Genomic DNA, 21,486 nt, shown 5'->3' with positions numbered 1-21,486 from the left:
TCAGCCGTGCGCGGCCGTACGCGGTGCCTTGGCGGGGCCGCTGCTGGCCCGGATTTCCAGGCGCGGCTGGTACCGGCTGCCCGGGGCGTCGTGGTCTTCCTTGCGGATGAGTGCCCGCAGTTCGCGCCAGGCCTGGCCGCCAAGTTCGGTGATGGGGACCGCCGCGGTGGTCAGGGTGGGCGTGGTGTAGCGGGCGAAGGGGATGTCGTCGAAGCCGGTGACGGAAATGTCGCCGGGAACGTCCACGCCGCGTTCGTGCAGGCCGCTCATCAGGCCCATGGCCACGAGGTCGTTGAAGGCCAGGATGCCCGTGGCGCCGCTGGCCAGGACCGAGTCCACGGCCCCATGGCCGGTATCGAAGTCCGAGCCGCCGTCGAGCATGGTGACATCCACCTGGGGGTGCCTGGCCTTGAACGCCTCCAGGCCCTCGAGCCGGAGGCCATTTGAGGCACTGCCTGCCGGGCCGGCCAGGAAGGCCAGGCGCGTATGGCCGAGACCCACCAGGTATTCGGCCAGGTCCTGGACGCCCTGCCCGTAGTCCACCACGAGGCTCGGAATCCCGGCAGCCGCCGTCGTCCGGTTGATCAGGACCAGCGGGTGCAGCGACGGCGCGATCTCCTCGAGCTCGGCATCGCTCATGCGCGGGGCGCAGAGCACCAGCCCGTCGCAGCGCCGGCGGGCCTCGCCGGCCAGGATGGCTTCCTCGCTGGAGACCTCGAAGGAGTCCGCAATCAGGACGCGGTAGCCATCTTCCGCCGCAGCCCGGCTCAATCCGCGCAGGATCGCCTGGAAGGTGGGGTTGGCAAGGTCCGGCACCACAATGCCGATGGTGTCCGTCTTTCCCAGCGCCAGGCTGCGCCCCACGGGATTGGGCTGGTATTTGAGCTCGACGGCGGCCGCCCGCACTCGTGCCGCGATGTCCGGGTCCACGGTGAAGTTGCCGTTCATTACGCGCGAAACAGTGGCGTGCGATACCCCTGCCTTCACGGCAACGTCCGCAATGCCGATCCTGCCGGTTGCCGATTTCCTGGCCATGGCCCTGCCTTTCGTAAGTCCCGGTCCCCGTGAGTACCGGCGCCCGAGGGACAGCATACAACGCGCTTGGAAACCGGTTTCTATTCGGTCGGTGCGCCGGATGATCCCTGCCTCATCGCAAAAATGGGCCCCTGATCCAGAAAGCGCTTTCTCTTAGAGAGGATAAGGGTTGACGGGACCGCGCGTCTATTGATAGAAATCATGTAGCGGTACTGAGAAAACGCTTTCTCGCATGCCGCAGCGACTTCCGAATCACGGTCCATAGCAGCACACGTTCCAAGCACCACAATCCAGCGCACCACCAGCGGCCGCAGCACGGCCGAGTATTGAAGCCTTCGAAAGGGACCCTCATGGTCAACACAGCCGAATCGAGTTCTGCTACCGCTGCCTTAACTTCAGCACCGGAGTCCGGTACGCGTACCAAAGCCCGCATCGCCCTGATCGGCACCGGTGGGCGCTCCGAGATGTACATCCGCGCCATCTTCGGCAAGCACGCGGACACCGCGGAGCTGGTGGCGTTCTCCGACGTCAACCCCGGCCGCGTCGAGTTCTACCAGAAGCTCATCCAGGAACTCGGTGCTCCGGGCCCGGTCGCTTCCTTCGACCCCGCAGACCTCACCGCCTTCATCCAGGCCAACAATATCGACCGCGTTGTGGTGACCACGCCGGACTACACCCACGCGGACTACATCGTGGAGGCACTTGAGGCGGGCGCGGACGTCGTCGTCGAAAAACCCCTCACCATCGACGCCGAAGGCTGCCGCGGCATCACCAAGGCTGTGGCGGAAACCGGCCGCAACGTGGTAGTCACCTTCAACTACCGCTATTCACCGCGCAACAGTGCCCTGAAGGAAATCATCCAGAGCGGCGTGATCGGCAAGGTCACCTCCATCGACTTCAGCTGGGTCCTGGACACCGTGCACGGCGCCGACTACTTCCGCCGCTGGCACCGCGAAAAGAAGAACTCCGGCGGCCTGCTGATCCACAAGGCATCCCACCACTTTGACCTCGTCAACTGGTGGATCAACGACGTCCCGGAGCGCGTGTTCGCCTCCGGCGGCCTCAAGTTCTATGGCGACAAGAACGCCGCCGAGCGCGGGCTGGGTCCCCGCCCGGAGCGCGGAACGCCCGACGCCGAAACCCCCGTCATCGGGGACAAAACAGCTGAAAAGGATCCGTTCGCGCTGGACCTGCGGGAGGATGAGCGCCTGAAGGCCCTTTTCCTGGACAACGAGCACTACGACGGCTACCGCCGCGATCAGGACGTTTTCACCGGCGGCATCACCATTGAGGACAACCTGGCACTCGTGGTGGAGTACCAGGGCGGGCCCCGGCTGAGCTACTCCCTGAACGCCCACAGCCCGTGGGAAGGCTACCGCGTGGCCGTCAACGGCACCGAAGGCCGGGCCGAACTCGAAGTGGTGGAACGCGCCGCCGTCCTCAACAGCACGGACAAAAAGACCGTGGTTGATCCGAGCGCCACCCCCATTGAGGAGGAAGACGCCGTCCGCCGCAACGGCGAACGCCTGGTAGTCCAGCGCCACTGGGAGCCCGCCTACGAAGTACCCATCGTCAACGGCGAAGGCGGCCACGGCGGCGGCGACGACCTACTCCTCTCCGACCTCTTCAACGGTCCCGGCGAGGACCCGCTGGGCCGCCCGTCCGGCTACCTCGACGGCCTCCGCTCCGTGTCCGTGGGCATTGCCGGCAACCTTTCGCTGGAATCATCCCTTCCCGTCCGCATCGAGGATCTCCATCTCGGCGCAGACCTTCGCCGCGACGCCTAGCCCGCCCGAAATCCCAAAGGAAACAACATGAGCAGGATCTTTGTCACCGGTGGCTCCGGCCGGCTGGGGCGCAGCGTTGTAGCGGGGCTCGCCGAAGCGGGCCACGAGGTCATCTCGGTGGACCGCGACGCCATCCCGTCGGACCAGCTGCCGGCCGGCGTTGTGCAGGAAACCGGCGATCTGCTGGCCCCGGGAGAGGCGCTGCGCCTGCTCCGGGAGGCCAGGCCCGACGCCGTCATCCACCTCGCCGCGATCGCTGTTCCGTTCAGCGCGCCGGAGGACGTCATCTTCGCCACCAACACCCGCATGGCCTTCGCCGTCATCAGCGCGGCCACGGAACTGGGGATCGGAAGGATCGTCACGGCCAGCAGCCCCACGGTGCTGGGTTACGGGTCGCCGGCCAGCTGGCTGCCGGACAGCTTCCCGCTGGATGAGCGCAGCACGCCGAAGCCCTGGAACGCCTATGCGCTGTCCAAGCTGATCGCCGAGCAGACCGTTCAGATGTTTGCCGCGGCGCAGGGTTCCAAGATCCGGTACGCCGCCTTCCGCCCGTGCTACGTCATTTCGCCGGAGGAATGGGAAGGCGCGCCCACACAGCAGGGCCACACCCTGGCCGAACGGCTGGCCGACCCCGCCCTGTCAGCGCCCGCGCTGTTCAACTACGTGGACGCCCGCGATGTAGCCGATTTCCTGGACGTGCTCCTGCAGAAGATGGACACCATCCCGAACGGGGAAACCTTCTTTGTCGGGGCGGCTGATGCCCTGGCCACGGCACCGCTGGCCGAACTGATGCCCCGCTTCCTGCCGGGAAGCGAAGCCCTCGCCGCCGGGTTGACGGGCACCAGCCCCGCCTTTTCCATTGCCAAGGCCCGCGACCTGCTGGGTTGGGAACCCAAGCGCAGCTGGCGGACCGAACTCAAGACAGCAACCACCCTCAACGACGAGACATCCGCCTCGCTGGTCACAGCCGGAGCCGGCTCCAAGGAGACATCATGAAATTCGACGGCGTTTTGTTCTTTCCCGTCACCCCGTTCACGCCGGAAGGCACCGTTGACGTGGAGCTTCTCAAGGAGCACATCGGCTCGCGGCTGCCGTTCGGACCCGGCGGGGTGTTTCCTGCCTGCGGCACCGGCGAGTTCCACGCCCTGAGCATCGACGAGGTGCGTACCGTGGTGACCGCCGCCGTCGAGGTTGTGGCTGGCAAGGTGCCGGTGGTGGCCGGCGCCGGCGGTCCGCTGGGGCATGCCCTTGCCGCCGCCTGTGTTGCCGAGGAAGCCGGCGCCGACGCACTCCTGGTCCTGCCGCCGTACCTGGTCACCGGACCCACCGACGGCCTGGTGGCGTACATCGAAGCAGTGGCGGACGCCAGTAGCCTCCCGGTGATCGTGTATCACCGCGGCAACGCCAAGTTCACCGCCGCGTCCATGGTCCGGCTCGCCGCAAATCCCAAGGTGATCGGCTTCAAGGACGGGCTGGGCGATGTTGGCCTGGCCCAGGAGATTGTCTCCGCGGTCCGCGCTACTGGACGCGAGGACTTTGCCTTCTTCAACGGGCTCCTGACCGCCGAACTGACCCAGGGCGCGTACCGGGGCCTGGGCATCCCGCTCTACTCCTCGGCCGCGTTCGCCATGGCACCGGAGATCGCCAAGGCCTATTACGACGCCTATATGTCCGGTGATGAGGACCGCCGCAACGCCCTGCTGGAGGGTTTCTACGCCCCGCTGGTGCGGCTCCGGGACCAGACCCCCGGCTTCGGCGTGTCGCTGGTCAAGGCCGGCCTGCGGCTGGGCGGACTTCCCGTTGGCCCGGTCCGGCCGCCGCTGATGGACCCCACCGAGGACCAGCTGCTCCAGCTGAAGTCCATCCTTGCCAAGGGCTACGAGCTGGCTGGCCGCTGATGAGTGCGCCCGCCGTCGAAGCCGTCCGGACCGCGCCGCGCATTACCGGACTCACCACCCGCCTCCTGACTGTGCCGCTGCGGCGCAGCTGGGGAGCGGACGCGCCGGAAAACCATGTGATCGTCACGCAAATCCAGACGGACGACGGCGGCGCGGGGCACGGTTTTTCCTGGACGCCCACCATCGGCCCGCAGGCCGTCAAGGCCCTCCTCGACTACGACATCGCACCGTTCGTCTCGGGCCTGCCCGCCAACCCAGAGACGGTGTGGGACGCGTTGTGGAAGCGGCTGCATGAGGCCGGCGGCGGGGGACTGACCACCATCGCCATGGCCGGAGTCGACCTTGCCCTCTGGGACCTGCAGGCCCGCCGCGCGCAGACCTCCGTGACCAGCCTGATCGGCCAGCGGCAGGAGTCCGCGGAGGTGTACGGGTCCGGCGTGAACCTGCACTACACGCTGGAGGAGCTGGTGGCCCAGACCGAACGCTGGGTCGCCGCCGGGCACCAGGCAGTCAAGATCAAGGTGGGCAAGCCCGATATCCGCGAGGACGCCGAGCGTGTGGCGGCCGTCCGGTCCGTCCTTGGCCCGGACCGCAAGCTGATGATCGACGCCAACCAGCGCTGGGACCTGCCCACCACTTTCAAGGCCCTGGACGTTCTGGCCGAGTACGGGCTGGAGTGGCTCGAAGAGCCCATCCGCGCGGACGATCTCTGGGCTTACCGCAGGCTGCGGAAGCAGTCACCCGTGCCCATCGCCCTCGGCGAAAACCTGCACACGATCTACCGGTTCCGCGATTTCATTGAGGCGGAGGCGGTGGACATCATCCAGCCCAACATCATTCGGGTAGGCGGCATCACGCCGTTCCGGCGGATCGTGGAGCTGGCGCGGACCAACAGCATCCGCGTGATGCCGCACCTTCTGCCGGAGCTGTCCGGGCAGCTGGCGCTTACGCTGGCGGAGCCTACGCTGGTGGAGGACGTGGAGGACGCGTCCTTCGAGCAGCTGGGCATCCTGGCCGGGCCGTCGCCTGTCCGTTTCAGCAACAGCCGACTGACCCTCACGGGCCAGCCCGGACTGGGCTTCCGCTTTACGGACAACCCGCAGGCCTGATGCACGCCCTATGACCGCAGATCTACTAGACGCAGACACGACACCTCCCGACGAAATACAGGTACCCCAGTGACAACTGCAACCCTTTCCCTTTCCGAGCTCACGGCTGCCGCTACCCGGGCCGCCTCCATCGCGGCCGCCGCGTCCGATGCCGAGCGCGCAGGCTGGCTCAACGCCGTCGCCGACGCCCTGGACGCCAATGTGGCCGAACTGGTGGAGATCGCCGATTCGGAGACCAGCCTCGGCACCGTCCGATTGACCGGCGAGGTGGCCCGCACGTCCGGGCAGCTGCGGCTGTTCGCGCGCGTGATCATCGAAGGCTCCTACCTTGAAGCCGTGATCGACCACGCGGACCCGTCCGCCACGCCGCCGAAGCCGGACCTGCGCCGCATTCTTCGCCCGATCGGTCCTGTAGCCGTTTTCTCGGCCTCCAACTTCCCGTTCGCGTTCTCGGTTGCCGGCGGCGACACCGCGTCCGCCCTGGCCGTGGGCTCATCCGTGATCGTCAAGGCCCACTCGGGCCACCTGAAATTGTCTGAACGGACGGCCGAGGTGGTCACCGAAGCCCTGCGTGCCGTCGGAGCCCCGGAAGGCCTGTTCGCACTCGTGGCAGGCCGCGAGGTGGGCACGGCGCTGGTGCAGGATCCCGCCATCAAGGCCGTAGGCTTCACCGGGTCCATCCCGGGCGGCCGGGCGCTGTTTGACCTCGCGGCCTCCCGTCCCGACCCCATCCCTTTCTACGGCGAGCTTGGCAGCCTGAACCCGGTGGTCATCACCGCGGCCGCATTGGCCGAGCGTTCCGGCCAGCTCGCGTCGGGACTTGCCGCCTCGTTCACCATGGGCGCCGGCCAGTTCTGCACCAAACCCGGCCTGGTGTTTATCCCGGCGGGCACAGGATTCGCCGCGGAACTGGCTGAGGCCAGCAAGGACAAGCCGACGGCGGCCATGCTCACCAGCCGGATCTCGGATGCCTACCCGGAAGGCCTGCGGAGCGTGGCTTCGCTGCCCGACGTGACCATCGTCAGCGGCACCGCAGACCAGGATGCCACCCGCGACGGCGCCGCACCCGTGGTGTTCTCCACCTCCGCCGCGAACGCCCTGCAGCGCCCGGACGAGCTCCTGGAGGAGTGCTTCGGGCCCACTACGATGTTGATTGAATACGCTGACCAGGACGAGCTCTCCGCGGTCCTGGCCAAGGTTCCCGGCAGCCTGACCGCCACGGTCCACGCCCAGCCGGGCGAGGACGTCACGGACCTCGTGGAGCAGCTGTCCGGCCTTGCCGGCCGGGTCCTCTTCGATGGCTGGCCCACCGGTGTTGCAGTGAACTGGGCACAGCAGCACGGCGGCCCGTACCCGGCCACCACGTCCCTGTTCACGTCAGTGGGCGCGACGGCGGTCCGCCGCTTCCAGCGCCCGGTGGCCTACCAGGATGCTCCGGAAACGGTCCTGCATCCGGCACTGCGCGAAAGCAACCCGTTGGGCATCCCGCGCCGCGTGGACGGTGAGCTGGTTCTTCCCTAACTGTTCGAACTTCACGCTTGGGGTGCCGTCACAACAGGCACCGGATACCCAGTGTTCGGGGCGTGCGCGCATTGGGGAACCGCTGGGGTCCGCCGGGAAGGGCTGTTGTCGATGGCGGGACCGTATTGTCCTGCAGAACCCTGAACCGGGAGTCACCCTGTTCCGCACTCCGTTCGGCGCCGACGAGGAAAATAGCCCACTGGTCCTCCACCCGAGTTCCCGGGATGTGCCAAGCATTGTCGGCGGGAGCGGAGGCCGCAGCCTCCAGTTCCGCCCGCGCAGGTATGACACTGGCGAAATTTAGAGTACTTCCTACGCATGCAGGTCCTGGATGGTGCGCCTAAGGTCGTTGAACAAGGTGACACTCTGGGGATCGGTTGGGCCCTGGGGCACAAGGTGGGAGCAGATCAGACCCGATCTGACCCTTCGAGCGGCTGTCACCTTCCTTGCCCTGTAATGACACCTGCAGGCGCGGTTCCCTCGCGAGGAAATAATGACGAACCTAGCCCCTCCTCAGACACTCGGCCAAGCACCGGTGTTCTTTGACGCCACCGGAAAGCGCTGGCGGAGAATCCTGACCCTCCTGCATGCCGCGGTGCTGATGATATCCCTTGGAGGCAGCTATGCCGCGTAGTACTGCCCGCGCTGCCACGGCGCCGGAAATCAAGGCGGACGCATTCCGCGTCGGGATCCGCAGCGGTATGAAGCCCTTGTCCGAAAAGAGCTTCTTTAATTACGCTACCGTCGCGCCCATGAGCCGGACCGCTTATGAAGCCGCCCGCACCTTCATGGATGATTTTTATCAGTATGGGCCGCCGGAAGTGCTTCATCGTTACGACTTGTTGGCAGATGACATGGCCGCCGAAGCTGCCCGGCTAATCAATTGCGCGTCCGAGGAAATCACTTATCTGAAAAATACGACCGAGGGCATCATCATAGCGAGCGAGGCGCTGCCGCTGCGGTGCGGCGACGAGGTGCTGGTACTCGGAAATGAATATCCGGCCAACCTGCTGCCCTGGTTGCGTAAGCGCCATGATGGCGTGACGGTCAAGGTAATAACGGGCCGCGACAGTGAAGCCGCGTTCCGGCGTTTGCTCGAGAGCATCGGCCCCCAGACCAAAGCCATAAGTATGTCCTCAGCCCAACGCTACGACGGATTTATGCCGAACCTAGCCTTACTCTCGGGACGGTGCCGTGACCTGGGCATCTTCCTGGTGATCGATGCTGTCCAGCACATCGGGGCACGTACGATCGATGTGGCCAAGACGCCGGTAGACATACTCGTGTGCGGTGGCCAGAAGTATCTACGTGCCGGCATGGGCATCGGCTTCATGTACGTCAGCCGGAGCGTCATGCCCGCCCTGCGTGACAGCAGGGTTGGCATCCGCAGCATGGAGCATTTCGACGAGGATTCCTACGTCCTTAAAAATACGGCAGCCCGCTTCCAAGATGGTACCCAGAACATTACGGGACTGGCGGCGCTGCACGCGGCGCTCCGGGAAATCAATACCATTGGCATGGACGCTATCGAACAGAAAAACCTTGCGATCCTGGCGGGGACAAAGGCTATCCTGCGAGAACACAAGATTGATTTTATCGATTACGGTGCACGCCAGAGCAACATCGTCTCCATGCGCACCGCTGATCCGTCCGCACTAGTCAACTTTTTGATGGAACGGGGCGTCTATATCAAGGCTGTTCAGGACGTGACCCGGGTTTCATTCATTCATGAATCCAAACTGGAGGATATCGAAGTCCTGGCCCGGCATATGCGAGAATTCCTAAACGGTGGCAGAAACTGCGTTCGCGGAGCCGCTCGGGGAAAGCCAGAGCCGGCAGAGGGCCGGGTTGGGGCGAACGGGCTTAGGCTTTCTTATCCCCTACCGACCATTTGACCTCGGGCAAGATGATGGAAGGATCAATGTCGTCCCTGTAGCGGCTAGCAAACTCCAGCATGTTGGCCATTTCTGCCTGAAGCCGGGCTTCCTTGTCGGTGTTGGTGGCCTTGATGGCCTCATGTATTTCCATCTGAGGCTCCAGCTTGCCGGTCGGCTCCTGGCGGGGGTTCTTGAGGTAATTGATCTTGGTCGAGGGATTGATATCTGCGAGCCTTTGGGCGATTTCGCTGATGCTCAAGCGATGGGTGTAATTATGCACAATCATATGCTCACCGGGCTTGACGTCGAGGTCTGCTAACTTGAGGAAGTTTTCGGCCGTATCAGTCAGGCTGATCAGGCCGGTCTTCTGGGTGCCGTCACCATAGACTGTGAGAGGGTGGCCGATGACCATCTGGCAGATGAAGCGGTTGAAGACCGTGCCGAAGACAGCGTCGTAATTAAACCGGGCCGCAAGACCGCCGCACTCCTTCGAATGGTTTTCCGGAATAGTCGCGCCAAAGATGGTGGCCTGCTGGACGGTAATGACCTTTAGTCCCCACATTTTGGAGCAGAGGTCATCGATCAGGAAGTCGGTAATCTTTGACTGATGGTAGAAGTCGGTGGCCTGCATGGGAATGAAGCTCTGCAGGACCTTGTGCTGCTTGCCGCGATGCTCAAACGTAAAGTCGTTCTTACCAAGCGGGACATAGTCGGTGTCGGTAGCCATGTAGCAGCCGCCGGAGCCAACCTTGATGTATCTCGTAGCTTTACTCAGGGTGGCGATGGCCCACAGCACGTTGAGGTGGCCGGCAATATTATTTGAGAACGTAGCGGCGGCGTTCTTGGCGCTGCTCATGGAAAACGGCGCGGAGGGCTGCTGGGCCGCGTTAATTACGACGGTCGGCCGATACTTGGCAATGACCTTCTCAACAGCCTTTGAGTCCAGGAGTTCGACCTTCTCAAACGACAGGTTCTGTTTACCGAAGATCCGCTCGTATTCGGCGACGCGGCGCTTGGGGCTCTGTAGAGGCACCAGGACCTTGGCCCCTGCCTCTTTTTCCCAACGGCGCTTGACGAGGTTATCAACCAAGACGACCTGCCGGCTGGTCCGGTTGGCCATAGCCAGTCCCAGCGTCCAGCCCAGGTATCCGTCGCCGCCGAGAATCATGACGGTATTGCCGTTCAACTCATTCATAGTTCCAGCCCATGTAAGAATTTTTAAATGCACGAAATGCCTGGCATGTTTTGTGAATCTAGAACAAGCACTGGTAAAAGTCAATGCGGCGACGAGACTCACGAATAGTGCACATTCACTGTGACGTCCAAGGCATCCTTGGCGTTGATTAGCAGAGCAGCTTCGATTCCATTGAAATCAGGAGACGCGATCGAGGTACCGCCTCACGATGTGCTCATGCAATTGCTCCTTCGCGCCATCATGCATTGTCATCTCAGGTTCGCCTTCAGCCTGTGAATCGCAGCGATAAGTGGCGGTATTTTCGCAGCGCTAAATGTCGCCCCTGGTGTCCGTAAGCCGAATCGGTTTTGCGGGACACTTTTCAGCCAGACACACATTCCGGTTGGTTTTCAGCCGATAAGAGGCCGCTGGCGACGGATCTCTAAGGCGCCGGTCGGCACCATCAAGACGGCAATGAGTGCGCTGATAGTCAGGTCCCACCCCGGTAGGCGCTCGATCCATCTGCCCCCAACAATTTGCGGATACGCGCAGGCAACCCCCAAACGAGCCGAAGTCGGTAGTCGGCGAACGAATGAATCCGGTCTTCGCGTATGGCCTGGGCCGGGTTGTCGGAGTCGAGACCGTTAAACTGCGCCGGCCCATCGACGTTCGCTGGTGACCCGGTGGATTTCCCTGGAACGTCCGTGAAGATCGGCCGTCGGAATGCGCCGGACTTCACGAACCTGAACAGTGGTATCACGTGCCTCCGGCGGCGTGGCACGCCTCTCCGTCGGGGAAACATCGGCAATCAGTCCCATGCCGGCGTACTCACGAACGGCGGCGATACCGGCAACAGCTGCGGTCTTGTTGTCAAAAGCCTTGGAGACTGCCATCACGGTGCCATCCGGTGCAGTCAGACGGAACCTGAAATACGACTCCGCGTCAACGAACAGTTCGAACATTCCGGCCATAGCAAATCCTCCCGGTCTGCGGGATCTGGCCCCGCGGCGTCGTTGCCACGGAGCAGAAACGGACGCGCCCTTGCGTCCCCTTCCCGCTGGTTTTGTCCTGCAATCCAAATGATGAGTTCATTGCGTGCTCAATGAGTCTCGCTCAAGACAGCCTGTGCCCACAAGACCCAACAGGCAACTCCTTCACCACTAGACTCCTTGCGCGGGCCCCGGCCGGGCCTACAGCTGCAGCGTGACCGGCCGTTTGAGGCCGTTCACCGTAGTAGCGGGCCAGCGGTCATCCACGGTCAGGACCTTTATGCCGGACTCGGTGAGCTGGACCGTATCCTCGATCTTCACTCCCGGTCCCGACGGGTTCCAGGTGAACGGCTGGTTGAGCACCACGGCGTCGGTGGCTGTGGCGGTAACGCGCGGATCCCGTCCCGCATAGCCCGCCGGTCCGCCCTGATGGTGCTGCTCCCACTGCTCCGCGCCGAAACGGTGGCGGACGTAAGCCGCTTTGATCTCGCCGAAAACGCGGTCCAGCCGGGCGCCGGGGACCGTTGCGTCGAAGATGTCCGCCTCAACGGCCGCAATCCGGGCCTCGGCGTCGAGCTCCTCGGGGGTACCGGCGTCGAACCTTATCCAGCGGGTGATGTTGGCAACCAATCCATCCCGGCGGGCGCAGACTACGGTCATCGCGCGGCGGCCCAGGGGCGCATGCGTGGCCAGTGGGTGGCGGAAGTCGCTGCGGGAGCTGCCGTTGCACAGGAGTACCAGCGGCTCCGCGCCCGCTCCAACCACGCGGGCGGCCAGGGCGGACACCAGTTCGAACTCGGTGGTTTCCGGCCGGGCGGTGGACAGCACGTCGGTCATGATACCGGCCAGCTCCGCGCTGAGGTGGGCGTAGCGGGTGCTCTCACCGGGCAGCAGCTGCTGCCGCGCAGCCCTCAACTCGGTGGCCACAGAGGCCTCGGCCAGCGGGGTGCCGGCGTCCCCTCCGGATGAATGTCCGACGGCGGCGGCTGCCTCGTGCAGGTTCCCGTACCAGGGCACGGTGTGGAGGACGACCCCGGCGGGGAGCTCTTCGGCCGCAATCCGGCCGGCTTCGTTGTTGAACGCCACCAGGTGGTCGCCGTCACGGTCCACCAGCAGCGCCGCTATGGGGTCGCCGGCCAGGCTGATGTGGATGCGGCTGCCGTCCAGGTACCAGGCCAGCGCCGTGTGGCTGGTCAGCAGCAACGAGTCCTGCCCCTTGGCATCGAGAATGTCCAGGACGCGGCGCCGCTTGATGGCACGGTCCGCGGTCGAGGCGGGCGGCATACGCTGGCCCCGGTCCGCGGAAGTCGCGGCTTCAGTCAGCTGCGACGGCGGTGCAGCGGCCGTGGTTGCCGGGCTCATGAGTTGTCCCCCTGTGTACTGATCAATGTCTCGATGTCTTCCGTGCCCAAAATCCCGTCAGCGATAAACACGGTCACGCTGCGGCGCACCGGAATGCCGGGTTCGGCGATGACCGGCGCATCCCAAGCCAGCGACTGGCCAACTCCCGGATATCCGTCTGCCCGGACGAACCACGGGTCCATTGACTCCGCCGCGGCCATGAACACCAGCGTGGCGGCGCCGCCGTCTGGTCGGGCCCCGCTTTGGTGGGTGCCGCCGTCGAACATTCCCGCCGTGAACCCGCCCGACCAGGCGAGCCACGGCGTGACGCTCCCGTGCACGGCGGACTCACCTGCCCCCGAAGGCGTCCACACGCTCGCCTCCGAGCATTCGGGAAGGCGCCAGAAGAACCCGCCGTAGCCGCCGCCAATGCGGCCGTTGGAACCCGGGCTGCCCAGGCTCACGGGCTGGTTGCCGGCGGGGGAGAGCGCAAAGTCGAGCGTGAGGCGCCAGGCGGAAGGTCCGACGGCGGCCCACGTCCAGGTGCGCTGCTCGGTCAGGATGGGAGCGCCGTCGGGCCCGTTCCAGGACAGGTGCTCGGTCAGCCCGCCCCCCTGTTCCGACGCTTCGCCGAAAGTCGGTTCGCCGGTCCGGACGATGCTGCCGTGGTCCGGGCGCCAGACATACGCGCCAGCGGCCCTGGTGTAGGTGCGCCCGCCCCAGAAGTTGACACCGTCCACATCCTGGAGCGCCACCCCCACTCCCAGGTGCCACACGTGGTCCAGCGGCTGGTGGTCCGTCACAACGGTCCCGGCCAGGGTGCGGACGGGGTGCAGGTACGGGCGGGGAGAAGACGCGGCGCGGATGCGGCTGCCGTCCTGGTAGCCCGCCACGGGATGTCCGGCAAGGTCGAAGGTCCGGACGGGCGGCAGGTCGCGGGCCCAGGGGACACCGAGCTCGGCAAAGGTGGCCTGCGCCTTGGTGGCGCGTTCGATCAGCGCGGCGATGCCGTGCACCACCGGGTGCGCATCATCGCCGTCGCCCTCCCAGCTGACATGGCCGGCGTCGATTTCGCGGGGCGAGGGGGCGGTGCGGATCGCTTCCAGCACACACATAAAAGCGCCGGCATCCGCCAATGAACTGAGCAAGGGAGTGCCGGGCAGTTGAGTGCCGGCTGCCCGGCAAGCGAGCAGGTTCTCCAGCAGGTCGGTCCGGCCGAACGTCTCCCGGCGCTCGCCGTCCGCCGTGGTGGTGACGAGTTCGTCCTCGGTGTAGAAGAACGTGATGTCCCCTTTCGTCCCGTGGACCGTGACGGAGGGCCGCTGCTGTTCGGGGGCGCACAGTGTGAGCGCGCACAACAGGGTGGTCCCGGCAGCGGTGCGAACCCGGATCACCGACGTGTCATCGCTCTGGGTGCCGTGGGCGCGGTAAAGATCCGTCTCCACGGAGGCGACGTCGGCCACCGTGTGGGCGCCGGCCATGTTCAGGGCGGTGGCCACGGCGTGCGCCAAGGCATTGGTGGCCACGCCGTCCACAACGTCGATGCCGTCCAGGCTGCGTTTGCCGGCCCACCGGGAGCGCTTGAAGTAGCCCCTGGTCCGGAGCCACATGCCGGTGGCGCTGAGTCCCAGCACGTCTCCAATGCCACCGGCCGCTACGGTGTTCCGGATTTCCGGCAGGGCCAGCGAGCCCAGGCTCTGGAAGCCCACCTGGACAAGCCGGCCGGCGGATTCGGCAGTGGCCAGCACGTCCTGGAACTGGGCCATGGAGGCCACAGGAGGCTTCTCTGTGTACACGTCGGCACCGGCCGCCAGCGCCGCAAGGGCCAGCGGCGCGTGCGTCTGGATGGGCGTGGCCAGGATGACCACGTCCGGGGCCGGCCCGGCTGCCAGCAGCTGGTCCAGGGTGTTGAAGACCGCCACGGACTCGCCGAGCGCGCCCGTTTCCGGCGGGTTGGGGTCGGCCACCGCCACGAGGTGCAGGGCCCCGGCCTCCTCGAGCCTGGCGAGGTTGGCCAGGTGCCGTTCGCCAAAGCCGTGCACACCCACCAGGGCTACGCGCGGGAGGACTGCCGGGGCGGGAACGTCACCCGCCGTTGCAGAGCTGGCGGGTGCGGATTGCTGAATCATCTGGGGTCCTCGGTGGCTAAGGGGTTGGCAGGGGCAAAAGGTTGTGGGGAGCGGGTCCCGCTGTGCCCAGGGTCCTGGACAGGTAGCTGATGGCTTCATTCTGCATCTCGGCGGTGAAGACGTGCCCGCCGGGCCAGAAACTCCCGGTGTAGGAAGTGGCCGGGTGCAGGGACTCCAGGATCCCGTGGGCCTCGCGCATCCCTTCTTCCGGGAACAGTTCATCGGCCAGCGCGTACTGCACCAGGAATCCTTTGGCGCCGGATCGGCCGGTCAGTTCCGGCCAGTCGCCCAGCTTCCAGAGGCCTGGGGTCTGGAGCAGCCAGGAATGGGCATCCAGGTAGGCGGGCAGCAGTGACTGGAACGTGGTCATCATGCAGGTGACCACGTAGTTCCGGATCTGCGGGCTAACGACTGACAGTGCCAGCGCCCGCCCGCCGCCACCGGAGAACCCGATGCAACCCAACCGCTCCGCATCCACCCCGGGCAGACCGGCAAGGATCTCAAGTGCGGCCACGTCATCATGGGCCACCATCCCCGCCAGGCTGGTGCCCAGCAGGCCCGCGGCCTTGGCCACGGTGTCCTCATGGATTCCCGCGGCGGCGTTGTACAGTTCGGCGTCGGAAGGCACGATGCCGGCCTCCCGCCATTGCGACTTCCTCGCCTCCAGTGCGGATTCCGTCCGCCACGGCGGGGTGGAGAGATCGAAGCGCCGGCTGCCCCACGCAAAGGAGTCGTGGGCCAGGACGGCGAAGCCCTGGCGGGCGACCTCCGTTGCCAGGGCGCGCCCTCCGTAGTGCCCGGCACGGGCTTGCGCCGCGGAAGGATGGGGCTCAGGAAGCGTGACCAGCCGGTCCGCTCCGCCGAACTTGTTTCCCCCGTGGCAGTGCAGGGCGAGCACGCCGGGCAGCTGCCCGGAACTGCCGGCCGGCCGCAGCAGCCAGCCGGTGGTGCGGGGGCCGAAGCCCAACTGCCAGCTGAGCTGGGAGGTGGTGACGCCGTCGTGCGTTTCTTCCCAATGGACGGTGACGTCCGCCGGGGGAACAACTGCCGGAACGCCCAGGGCGTCCGAGAGTTCCTGCGCTGCCGGGGTGGTTGCCTGGTACCGCGGCCGGTCTCGAACGTAGGCAGGCCAGTCTTCATACCCGGCGATGGCGCTGGGCCGCGTGGGCTGCTTTGCTGTACTCACTGGCCTGCCTGTTGTTTGGAGGGATGGTCTGGAGGTCCGGGATGGCTGCGGGTCAGCCCAGGTTCTGGTTGACCTCGGAAGTCATACCCTTGGCAGCGTCCCGCGGCGAGATCTTCCCGAAGAGGACATCCGTGTTGTATCGGTTCAAGACCTCCAGCGTGGCGGATGATCCGGCGGGGAAAGGCTTGGGCGCTTCGATCTTGAGCTCGGCGATCCTGTCCAGGTAGGCGGCTTCCTTCTGCTGTGTGTCCTTCAGGAGAGGGGTGATCCCCGCCTTCAGTTCCGTGTTGGCAGGCATGCCGCGGTCACTCTTGATTTTCTTGGCCGCGTCCATGTTGTTCACCAAGTAGTTGATGAAGAGGGCGGCTTCCTTGGGGTTGGCCGACTTGGCTGAGATGGCGTACTCCATGGAGGAGCGCAGCCAGGCGCCCGGCTCCTTGCTCTCGCCCGGCAGTTTCATCATGACCAGCGGGGAGCCGGAGTAGGACGTCATCTGGTTGCTCCAGGAAATCTTCATTGCCTGCTTGCCTTGGCCCATCAGGGTCAGTTCCGGCTGGGCGGAACCGTCCTCAACGGTCTGCGACGCCGAGGGCGCTCCGCCGGATTCCATCAGCTTTTTGTTCAGCTCGAACCAGCGGGCCAGGGTGTCCTCGCTGATGCCCAACTTCTTGCCGTCGTCGGTGTACAGGTCCTCGCCGTTCTGGCGGGCCCAGACAGCCAGGAAAGAGTCATTGGCCATGGGGGTGGTGCCGAAAGTTCCCTGCGGGGACTTCTTCGAGATTTCCGCGGCGATGTCCGCAAAGTCGTCCCAGGTCCAGGTTTCATCGTCAGGGAGTTTCACGCCGGCTTTTTCGAAGACCACGGGATCAATGACCATGGACATGGAGTTCACTCCGGCGGTGATGGTGTACTGCGTGCCGTCGATCTTGCCTAGATCCACGGTTCCGTCGGCGAACTTGGACGTGTCCAGCTGGTCCTTGACCTTGTCCAGGTCCATCAGGACGCCGCGGCTGGAGTATTCGCTGGGGTAGGAACCGCTCATGGCGATAACATCCGGAGTAGTGCCGCCTGCGATCTGGGTGGCCATCTTGTCCCAGTATGAGCTGAACTCGGTGTTCTCGCCCTGGACCTTGATGGTGGGATTGGCGGCTTCAAAATCCTTGATGACTTCCAGCGTTGTCTTGGCGCGTGAGTCATTTCCCCACCAGGCGAATCTGAGGGTGACCGGATCCTCTACCGTCCCCACTTTGGCTGTTTGCTGGCCTGCGCCGCAGCCCGTGAGAACCAAGGCCAGTGCCGCCGATGCGCCGGCGATGCGCAGTGAAGACTTGTTGAGACCGAACTTCATTGTTGTGCCCCTCAGGTGTTGAAGTACCGATAGTGTTATCCGAGGACAGAAAACGCTTTCTCAAAAACTAACAAAGGGCTATACAGGAGTCAAGAAACCGTTTACTTTGGTACGGAGCCGCTTTCAACGTCCCGCGTGACGGAGGCCGGATCCGGACAGCTGCACACGAAGTGAGTCCGCCGCCGGAGACGGTGCAGATATGGATCGCCCAGTGCGATCAACCCAGACGTGGAGGGCCACGATGACCAAAGGAGGCCACATGGCCGCTAGACATATACCCAGGACGCCGTGCCCGGCAGGAATGCCGGCTGCAGCGGGTCTGCTGCGTGAAACGGAGTTGCCGCAATGAGTGCCATCAGCGAACTGAGCACCCTCAAGCGCCGCAAGGGCCCCATGACGGCAGCAGAGAAAAAAGCCAACGGCCGGGACAACAAGGCAGCCTACATCTTCTTGCTGCCGTGGCTGGTGGGCCTTGTTGCCATCACCGTCGGTCCGATGCTGATGTCCCTGTACCTGTCCTTCACCGACTACAACCTGCTCCAGCCGCCGGAATGGGTGGGGCTGGACAACTTCATCCGGATGTTCGGCGACGCCCGCCTGCACAACTCGCTGGGCGTAACGTTCACCTACGTCTTTGTAGGCGTCCCGCTGCAGCTCGGTGTTGCGCTGCTGATCGCACTGGTGCTGGACAAGGGCCTGCGCGGACTGCCGTTCTACCGCTCCGTCTTCTACCTACCGTCCCTGCTGGGCGGCTCCGTGGCTGTTGCCATCCTGTGGAAGCAGATCTTCGGCACCACCGGCCTGGTCAACCAGGCCCTGGCCATGTTTGGCATCCAGGGTCCGGGCTGGATTTCCGATCCGAGCACCGCGCTGGGCTCCATCGTCCTGCTGCACGTCTGGACGTTCGGCGCCCCCATGATCATCTTCCTGGCCGGCCTCCGCCAGATTCCGGTGATGTACTACGAGGCGGCGAGGGTGGACGGCGCCAGCACGCTCCAGCAGTTCTGGCGGATCACGCTTCCCATGCTCAGCCCCATCATCTTCTTCAACCTGGTGCTCCAGATCATTGGATCCTTCCAGTCCTTCACGCAGGCGTTCATCGTTTCCGGCGGCAATGGCGGCCCTTCGGACTCCACGATGTTCTTCACGCTGTACCTGTACCAGAAGGGCTTTGGCCAGTTCGACATGGGCTACGCCTCCGCAATGGCGTGGTTCCTGCTGGTCATCATCGGTGTGTTCACCGCCATCAACTTCATCGCTGCAAAGTATTGGGTTTTCTATGACGACTAAGCTTGAGACGCTGCCCGCCCCGGACAAAAACACCGCCGGCGCCGGTAAGCCAACGAACCACCGCAAGGCCGCGAAGCGCCGCGAGTCCCGCGGTACCCTCGCTTTCAGCAGGGCTGCCCGCACCAGGGCACTGGTCAAACACGCCATCCTGATCCTCGCCGGCGGCCTCATGATCTACCCGCTGCTGTGGATGGTGGTCTCTTCACTCCGGGCCAATGAGCTGATCTTCCGCGAGCCGGGCCTGTGGCTCAACAGCCTGGAGATGAGCAACTACACGGACGGCTGGTCTGCGCTGACGCACCCGTTCGGGCACTACATGCTCAACTCGGCCATCGTGGTGATCGGCTCCATCCTGGGAAACCTGGTCTCCTGCTCCATGGCCGCCTACGCCTTCGCGCGGCTCCAGTTCACGGGCAAGAAGCTGTTCTTCGGCATCATGCTGCTGACCATCATGCTCCCGTTCCACGTGGTGATCGTGCCGCAGTACATCCTGTTCTCGCAGATTGGCTGGGTAAACACCTTCTGGCCGCTCATTGTGCCCAAGCTGCTGGCCACCGATGCGTTCTTCGTGTTCCTGATGGTCCAGTTCATCCGCGGCATCCCGAAAGACCTGGATGAAGCGGCCAGGATCGACGGCGCCGGCCACCCGCGCATTTTCCTGCGGGTCATCCTGCCCCTGATGGTGCCGGCCCTGGCCACCACCACCATCTTCACCTTCATCTGGACGTGGAACGACTTCTTCGGGGCCCTCATCTACCTGACGGATCCGGACATGTTCACCGTTCCCGTTGCGCTGCGCGCCTTCGTGGATTCGCAGTCAGCCACCAGTTGGGGATCGCTCTTCGCGATGTCCATCGTGTCCCTCCTGCCGGTGTTCCTGGTGTTCCTCTTCGGCCAGCGGTTCCTCATCAAGGGCATCGCCACCACAGGCATCAAGTAGATCCAGCGAAACACCTTGCTCCAGCCAGTGGCCCGTCCCGCAGGGGCGGGCCATTTGGCGTATCCCACCATGCCGGGTCGCATCGAACGTCCGCCGTGGGCCGGGCCCGTTGGCTCCTGGCGCAACACCTGGGAACCGGCCAAAAAGACATCTTGTAATACAAGTCATCTACTTGTAGTATGAGGCTTAAGAAAACGCTTTCTCGTTTACTTTCCCCAATAGCCAGATCAATGAAGATCGGAGTACCCAGTGGCGCTTTTTCACCGCACTGAGTCAGATGCCAAGATCCGCAAGGCAGAGACGCCATCCGCCGGCACATCGCGCCGTTTCCGCAAGACGGGCGTGGTTGCCGCGGCAGCCGCCGTCGTGCTTGCCCTCAGTGCCTGCGGCGGAGGCGCCTCCCCGCAAAGCGATGGCGGACCCGTAGAGCTGCGCTTCTCCTGGTGGGGCAGCGACAAACGCGCCCAGCTGACGCAGTCCGCGATCGCCGCCTTCGAGGCCGAGAATCCCAACATCAAAATCAAGCCGGAGTATGGCGACTGGAGCGGATACTGGGACAAGCTGGCCACCCAGGTCGCCGCCAACGACGCCCCGGACATCATCCAGATGGACGAAAAATACATCACCGAGTACTCAACCCGCGGTGCATTGCTGGACCTCTCCAAGTACGAGATCGACACGTCAAAGCTGGACGAAGCAGCCCTCAACGCCGGCAAGAGCGAAGACGGACTGACCGGCATCGCCGCCGGCATCAACGCGGCCACCATCCTGGCCAACCCGGCGGTCTTCAAGGCTGCAGGCGTTGAACTTCCCGACGACAAGACCTGGACCTGGGAAGACTTCGGGCGCATCTCCGCCGAACTCACCGAGAAGTCCCCGAAGGGTACGTACGGCTCTGCTGCCTACGGCACGGACGAGGCCTCGCTGGGAGTCTGGCTCCGGCAGAACGGCAAGTCCCTGTACACCTCTGACGGCAAGCTGGGCTTCGAGCCCTCCGACATCGCCGACTGGTGGGCTTTCCTGAAGCAGCTCAGCGAGAAGAAGGCTGTGCCGTCTGCATCGGAAGTTGTGGAAGCTGAGGCCGCACCGCTTGACCAGAGTGGCCTGGCCACGGGCAAGAACGGGCTCGCCTTCTGGTGGTCCAACCAGTTGCCGGCGCTGGAGAAGGCTTCCGGAAGCGACCTGCAGATCCTGCGCTTCCCGTCCACCACAGGCAAGGCTGCCGACGCCAAGCTCTGGTACAAGGCATCCCAGTTCTGGTCGGCCTCCTCACGCACCAAGCACCCTGTGGAAACGGCCAAGTTCATCAACTTCCTGGCCAACAACACCAAGGCGGGAGAGGCCTTGCTTGCAGACCGCGGCGTCTACCCCAACTCCGAAGTCCGCGCAGCCATTGCGCCAAAGCTGACGCCCGCTGATATCAAGGTGGTCACGTTCATCGACCAGATCAAGGATGAGCTAGGCGACGCTCCGGCCCCGCCGCCGAAGGGCGCTGGCGCCATCCAGGAAATCGTCAAGCGCTACACCTCCGAGGTCCTCTTCAACCGCCTGTCCACTGACGAGGCCGGCAAGAAGGCTCACGACGAAATGAAGTCCGCGATCAGCTAAGTCCCGCTCTCGCAGGCAGCGTACGACGGCGAGTGGTAACCACAGTCCCGGCTGGAACCTTTGGTTCCGGCCGGGACTGTGGTGTTTTAGGCCCGTGTCCTGGGTCCGGGCTTACCGGCAGCCATGAGTCCTGGGCGGGTTCGGGTCCTCGTGGTCCACTAGGAGCACTTCAATTCATAGGGCAGAACATGAAGGGAGTCCTTGGGCGTTGTTGTGAAGTACGAATGGGACTTGGACGGTGACGGAAGCTACGA

Annotated in this window: 16 protein-coding genes; 9 read left to right on the top strand and 7 right to left on the bottom strand. The window is 64.5% G+C overall.

Annotated features, from left to right (window positions below):
* Positions 1 to 1,035, bottom strand: coding sequence for a LacI family DNA-binding transcriptional regulator (locus ACZY1F_RS01545; RefSeq protein WP_463939905.1), 1,035 nt, complete (start codon positions 1,033 to 1,035; stop codon positions 1 to 3).
* Positions 1,036 to 1,385: 350 nt separating this feature from the next.
* Between ACZY1F_RS01545 and ACZY1F_RS01540 the strand changes: the two genes are divergently transcribed.
* The 6 genes from ACZY1F_RS01540 to ACZY1F_RS01515 all read left to right on the top strand — a co-directional run bounded on the left by ACZY1F_RS01540 (position 1,386) and on the right by ACZY1F_RS01515 (position 9,245).
* The gene (locus tag ACZY1F_RS01540) at positions 1,386 to 2,822 is read left to right on the top strand and encodes a Gfo/Idh/MocA family oxidoreductase (RefSeq protein ID WP_463939904.1); all 1,437 of its coding nucleotides are present in this window, start codon (positions 1,386 to 1,388) and stop codon (positions 2,820 to 2,822) included.
* 27 nt (positions 2,823 to 2,849) lie between these two features.
* Positions 2,850 to 3,818, top strand: a complete 969-nt coding sequence (locus ACZY1F_RS01535; protein ID WP_463939903.1) for an NAD-dependent epimerase/dehydratase family protein — start codon at positions 2,850 to 2,852, stop codon at positions 3,816 to 3,818.
* Entirely contained in the window at positions 3,815 to 4,720 is a 906-nt protein-coding gene (locus ACZY1F_RS01530; RefSeq protein WP_463939902.1) for a 5-dehydro-4-deoxyglucarate dehydratase, read from the top strand. Before ACZY1F_RS01535 ends, ACZY1F_RS01530 begins: the two co-directional genes overlap by 4 nt.
* Positions 4,720 to 5,829, top strand: a complete 1,110-nt coding sequence (locus ACZY1F_RS01525; protein WP_463939901.1) for a mandelate racemase/muconate lactonizing enzyme family protein — start codon at positions 4,720 to 4,722, stop codon at positions 5,827 to 5,829. Before ACZY1F_RS01530 ends, ACZY1F_RS01525 begins: the two co-directional genes overlap by 1 nt.
* Before the next feature lie 69 nt (positions 5,830 to 5,898).
* Positions 5,899 to 7,350: an aldehyde dehydrogenase (NADP(+)) gene (locus ACZY1F_RS01520; protein WP_463939900.1), complete on the top strand. Its 1,452-nt coding sequence runs from the start codon at positions 5,899 to 5,901 to the stop codon at positions 7,348 to 7,350.
* Positions 7,351 to 7,973: 623 nt separating this feature from the next.
* Positions 7,974 to 9,245 (top strand): aminotransferase class V-fold PLP-dependent enzyme, encoded by a 1,272-nt coding sequence (locus ACZY1F_RS01515; protein WP_463939899.1) that lies wholly within the window; start codon positions 7,974 to 7,976, stop codon positions 9,243 to 9,245.
* Here the strand turns inward: ACZY1F_RS01515 and ACZY1F_RS01510 are convergent.
* The 6 genes from ACZY1F_RS01510 to ACZY1F_RS01485 all read right to left on the bottom strand — a co-directional run bounded on the left by ACZY1F_RS01510 (position 9,214) and on the right by ACZY1F_RS01485 (position 17,394).
* A complete protein-coding gene (locus ACZY1F_RS01510) occupies positions 9,214 to 10,422 on the bottom strand; it encodes an NAD-dependent epimerase/dehydratase family protein (protein ID WP_463939898.1) in 1,209 nt (402 codons plus the stop codon). The genes ACZY1F_RS01515 and ACZY1F_RS01510 overlap by 32 nt on opposite strands.
* Positions 10,423 to 11,045: 623 nt before the next feature.
* Complete coding sequence (locus tag ACZY1F_RS01505) at positions 11,046 to 11,372, bottom strand: YegP family protein (RefSeq protein WP_463939897.1); 327 nt, start codon at positions 11,370 to 11,372, stop codon at positions 11,046 to 11,048.
* Positions 11,373 to 11,591: 219 nt separating this feature from the next.
* Positions 11,592 to 12,674, bottom strand: a complete 1,083-nt coding sequence (locus ACZY1F_RS01500; RefSeq protein WP_463940382.1) for a M24 family metallopeptidase — start codon at positions 12,672 to 12,674, stop codon at positions 11,592 to 11,594.
* A 74-nt stretch (positions 12,675 to 12,748) separates the two neighbouring features.
* Positions 12,749 to 14,860: a DUF6807 family protein gene (locus ACZY1F_RS01495; RefSeq protein ID WP_463939896.1), complete on the bottom strand. Its 2,112-nt coding sequence runs from the start codon at positions 14,858 to 14,860 to the stop codon at positions 12,749 to 12,751.
* Between the two features lie 16 nt (positions 14,861 to 14,876).
* Positions 14,877 to 16,046 (bottom strand): acetylxylan esterase, encoded by a 1,170-nt coding sequence (locus ACZY1F_RS01490; protein ID WP_463939895.1) that lies wholly within the window; start codon positions 16,044 to 16,046, stop codon positions 14,877 to 14,879.
* A 52-nt stretch (positions 16,047 to 16,098) separates the two neighbouring features.
* Complete coding sequence (locus ACZY1F_RS01485) at positions 16,099 to 17,394, bottom strand: ABC transporter substrate-binding protein (RefSeq protein ID WP_463939894.1); 1,296 nt, start codon at positions 17,392 to 17,394, stop codon at positions 16,099 to 16,101.
* Positions 17,395 to 17,739: 345 nt separating this feature from the next.
* On the opposite strand from ACZY1F_RS01485, the gene ACZY1F_RS01480 reads away from it, so the two are divergent.
* The 3 genes from ACZY1F_RS01480 to ACZY1F_RS01470 all read left to right on the top strand — a co-directional run bounded on the left by ACZY1F_RS01480 (position 17,740) and on the right by ACZY1F_RS01470 (position 21,232).
* Positions 17,740 to 18,684: a carbohydrate ABC transporter permease gene (locus tag ACZY1F_RS01480; RefSeq protein ID WP_463939893.1), complete on the top strand. Its 945-nt coding sequence runs from the start codon at positions 17,740 to 17,742 to the stop codon at positions 18,682 to 18,684.
* On the top strand, positions 18,674 to 19,624 hold the full coding sequence (locus ACZY1F_RS01475; RefSeq protein ID WP_463939892.1) for a carbohydrate ABC transporter permease: 951 nt from the start codon (positions 18,674 to 18,676) through the stop codon (positions 19,622 to 19,624). Before ACZY1F_RS01480 ends, ACZY1F_RS01475 begins: the two co-directional genes overlap by 11 nt.
* 285 nt (positions 19,625 to 19,909) lie before the next feature.
* Positions 19,910 to 21,232 (top strand): ABC transporter substrate-binding protein, encoded by a 1,323-nt coding sequence (locus tag ACZY1F_RS01470; RefSeq protein WP_463940381.1) that lies wholly within the window; start codon positions 19,910 to 19,912, stop codon positions 21,230 to 21,232.
* The last annotated feature ends 254 nt before the right edge of the window (positions 21,233 to 21,486 follow it).

The organism is Pseudarthrobacter xylosi, from assembly GCF_055412765.1.
The sequence above is the reverse complement of the archived record's forward strand: the minus strand, read 5'-3'. Positions and strand labels throughout refer to the sequence as shown.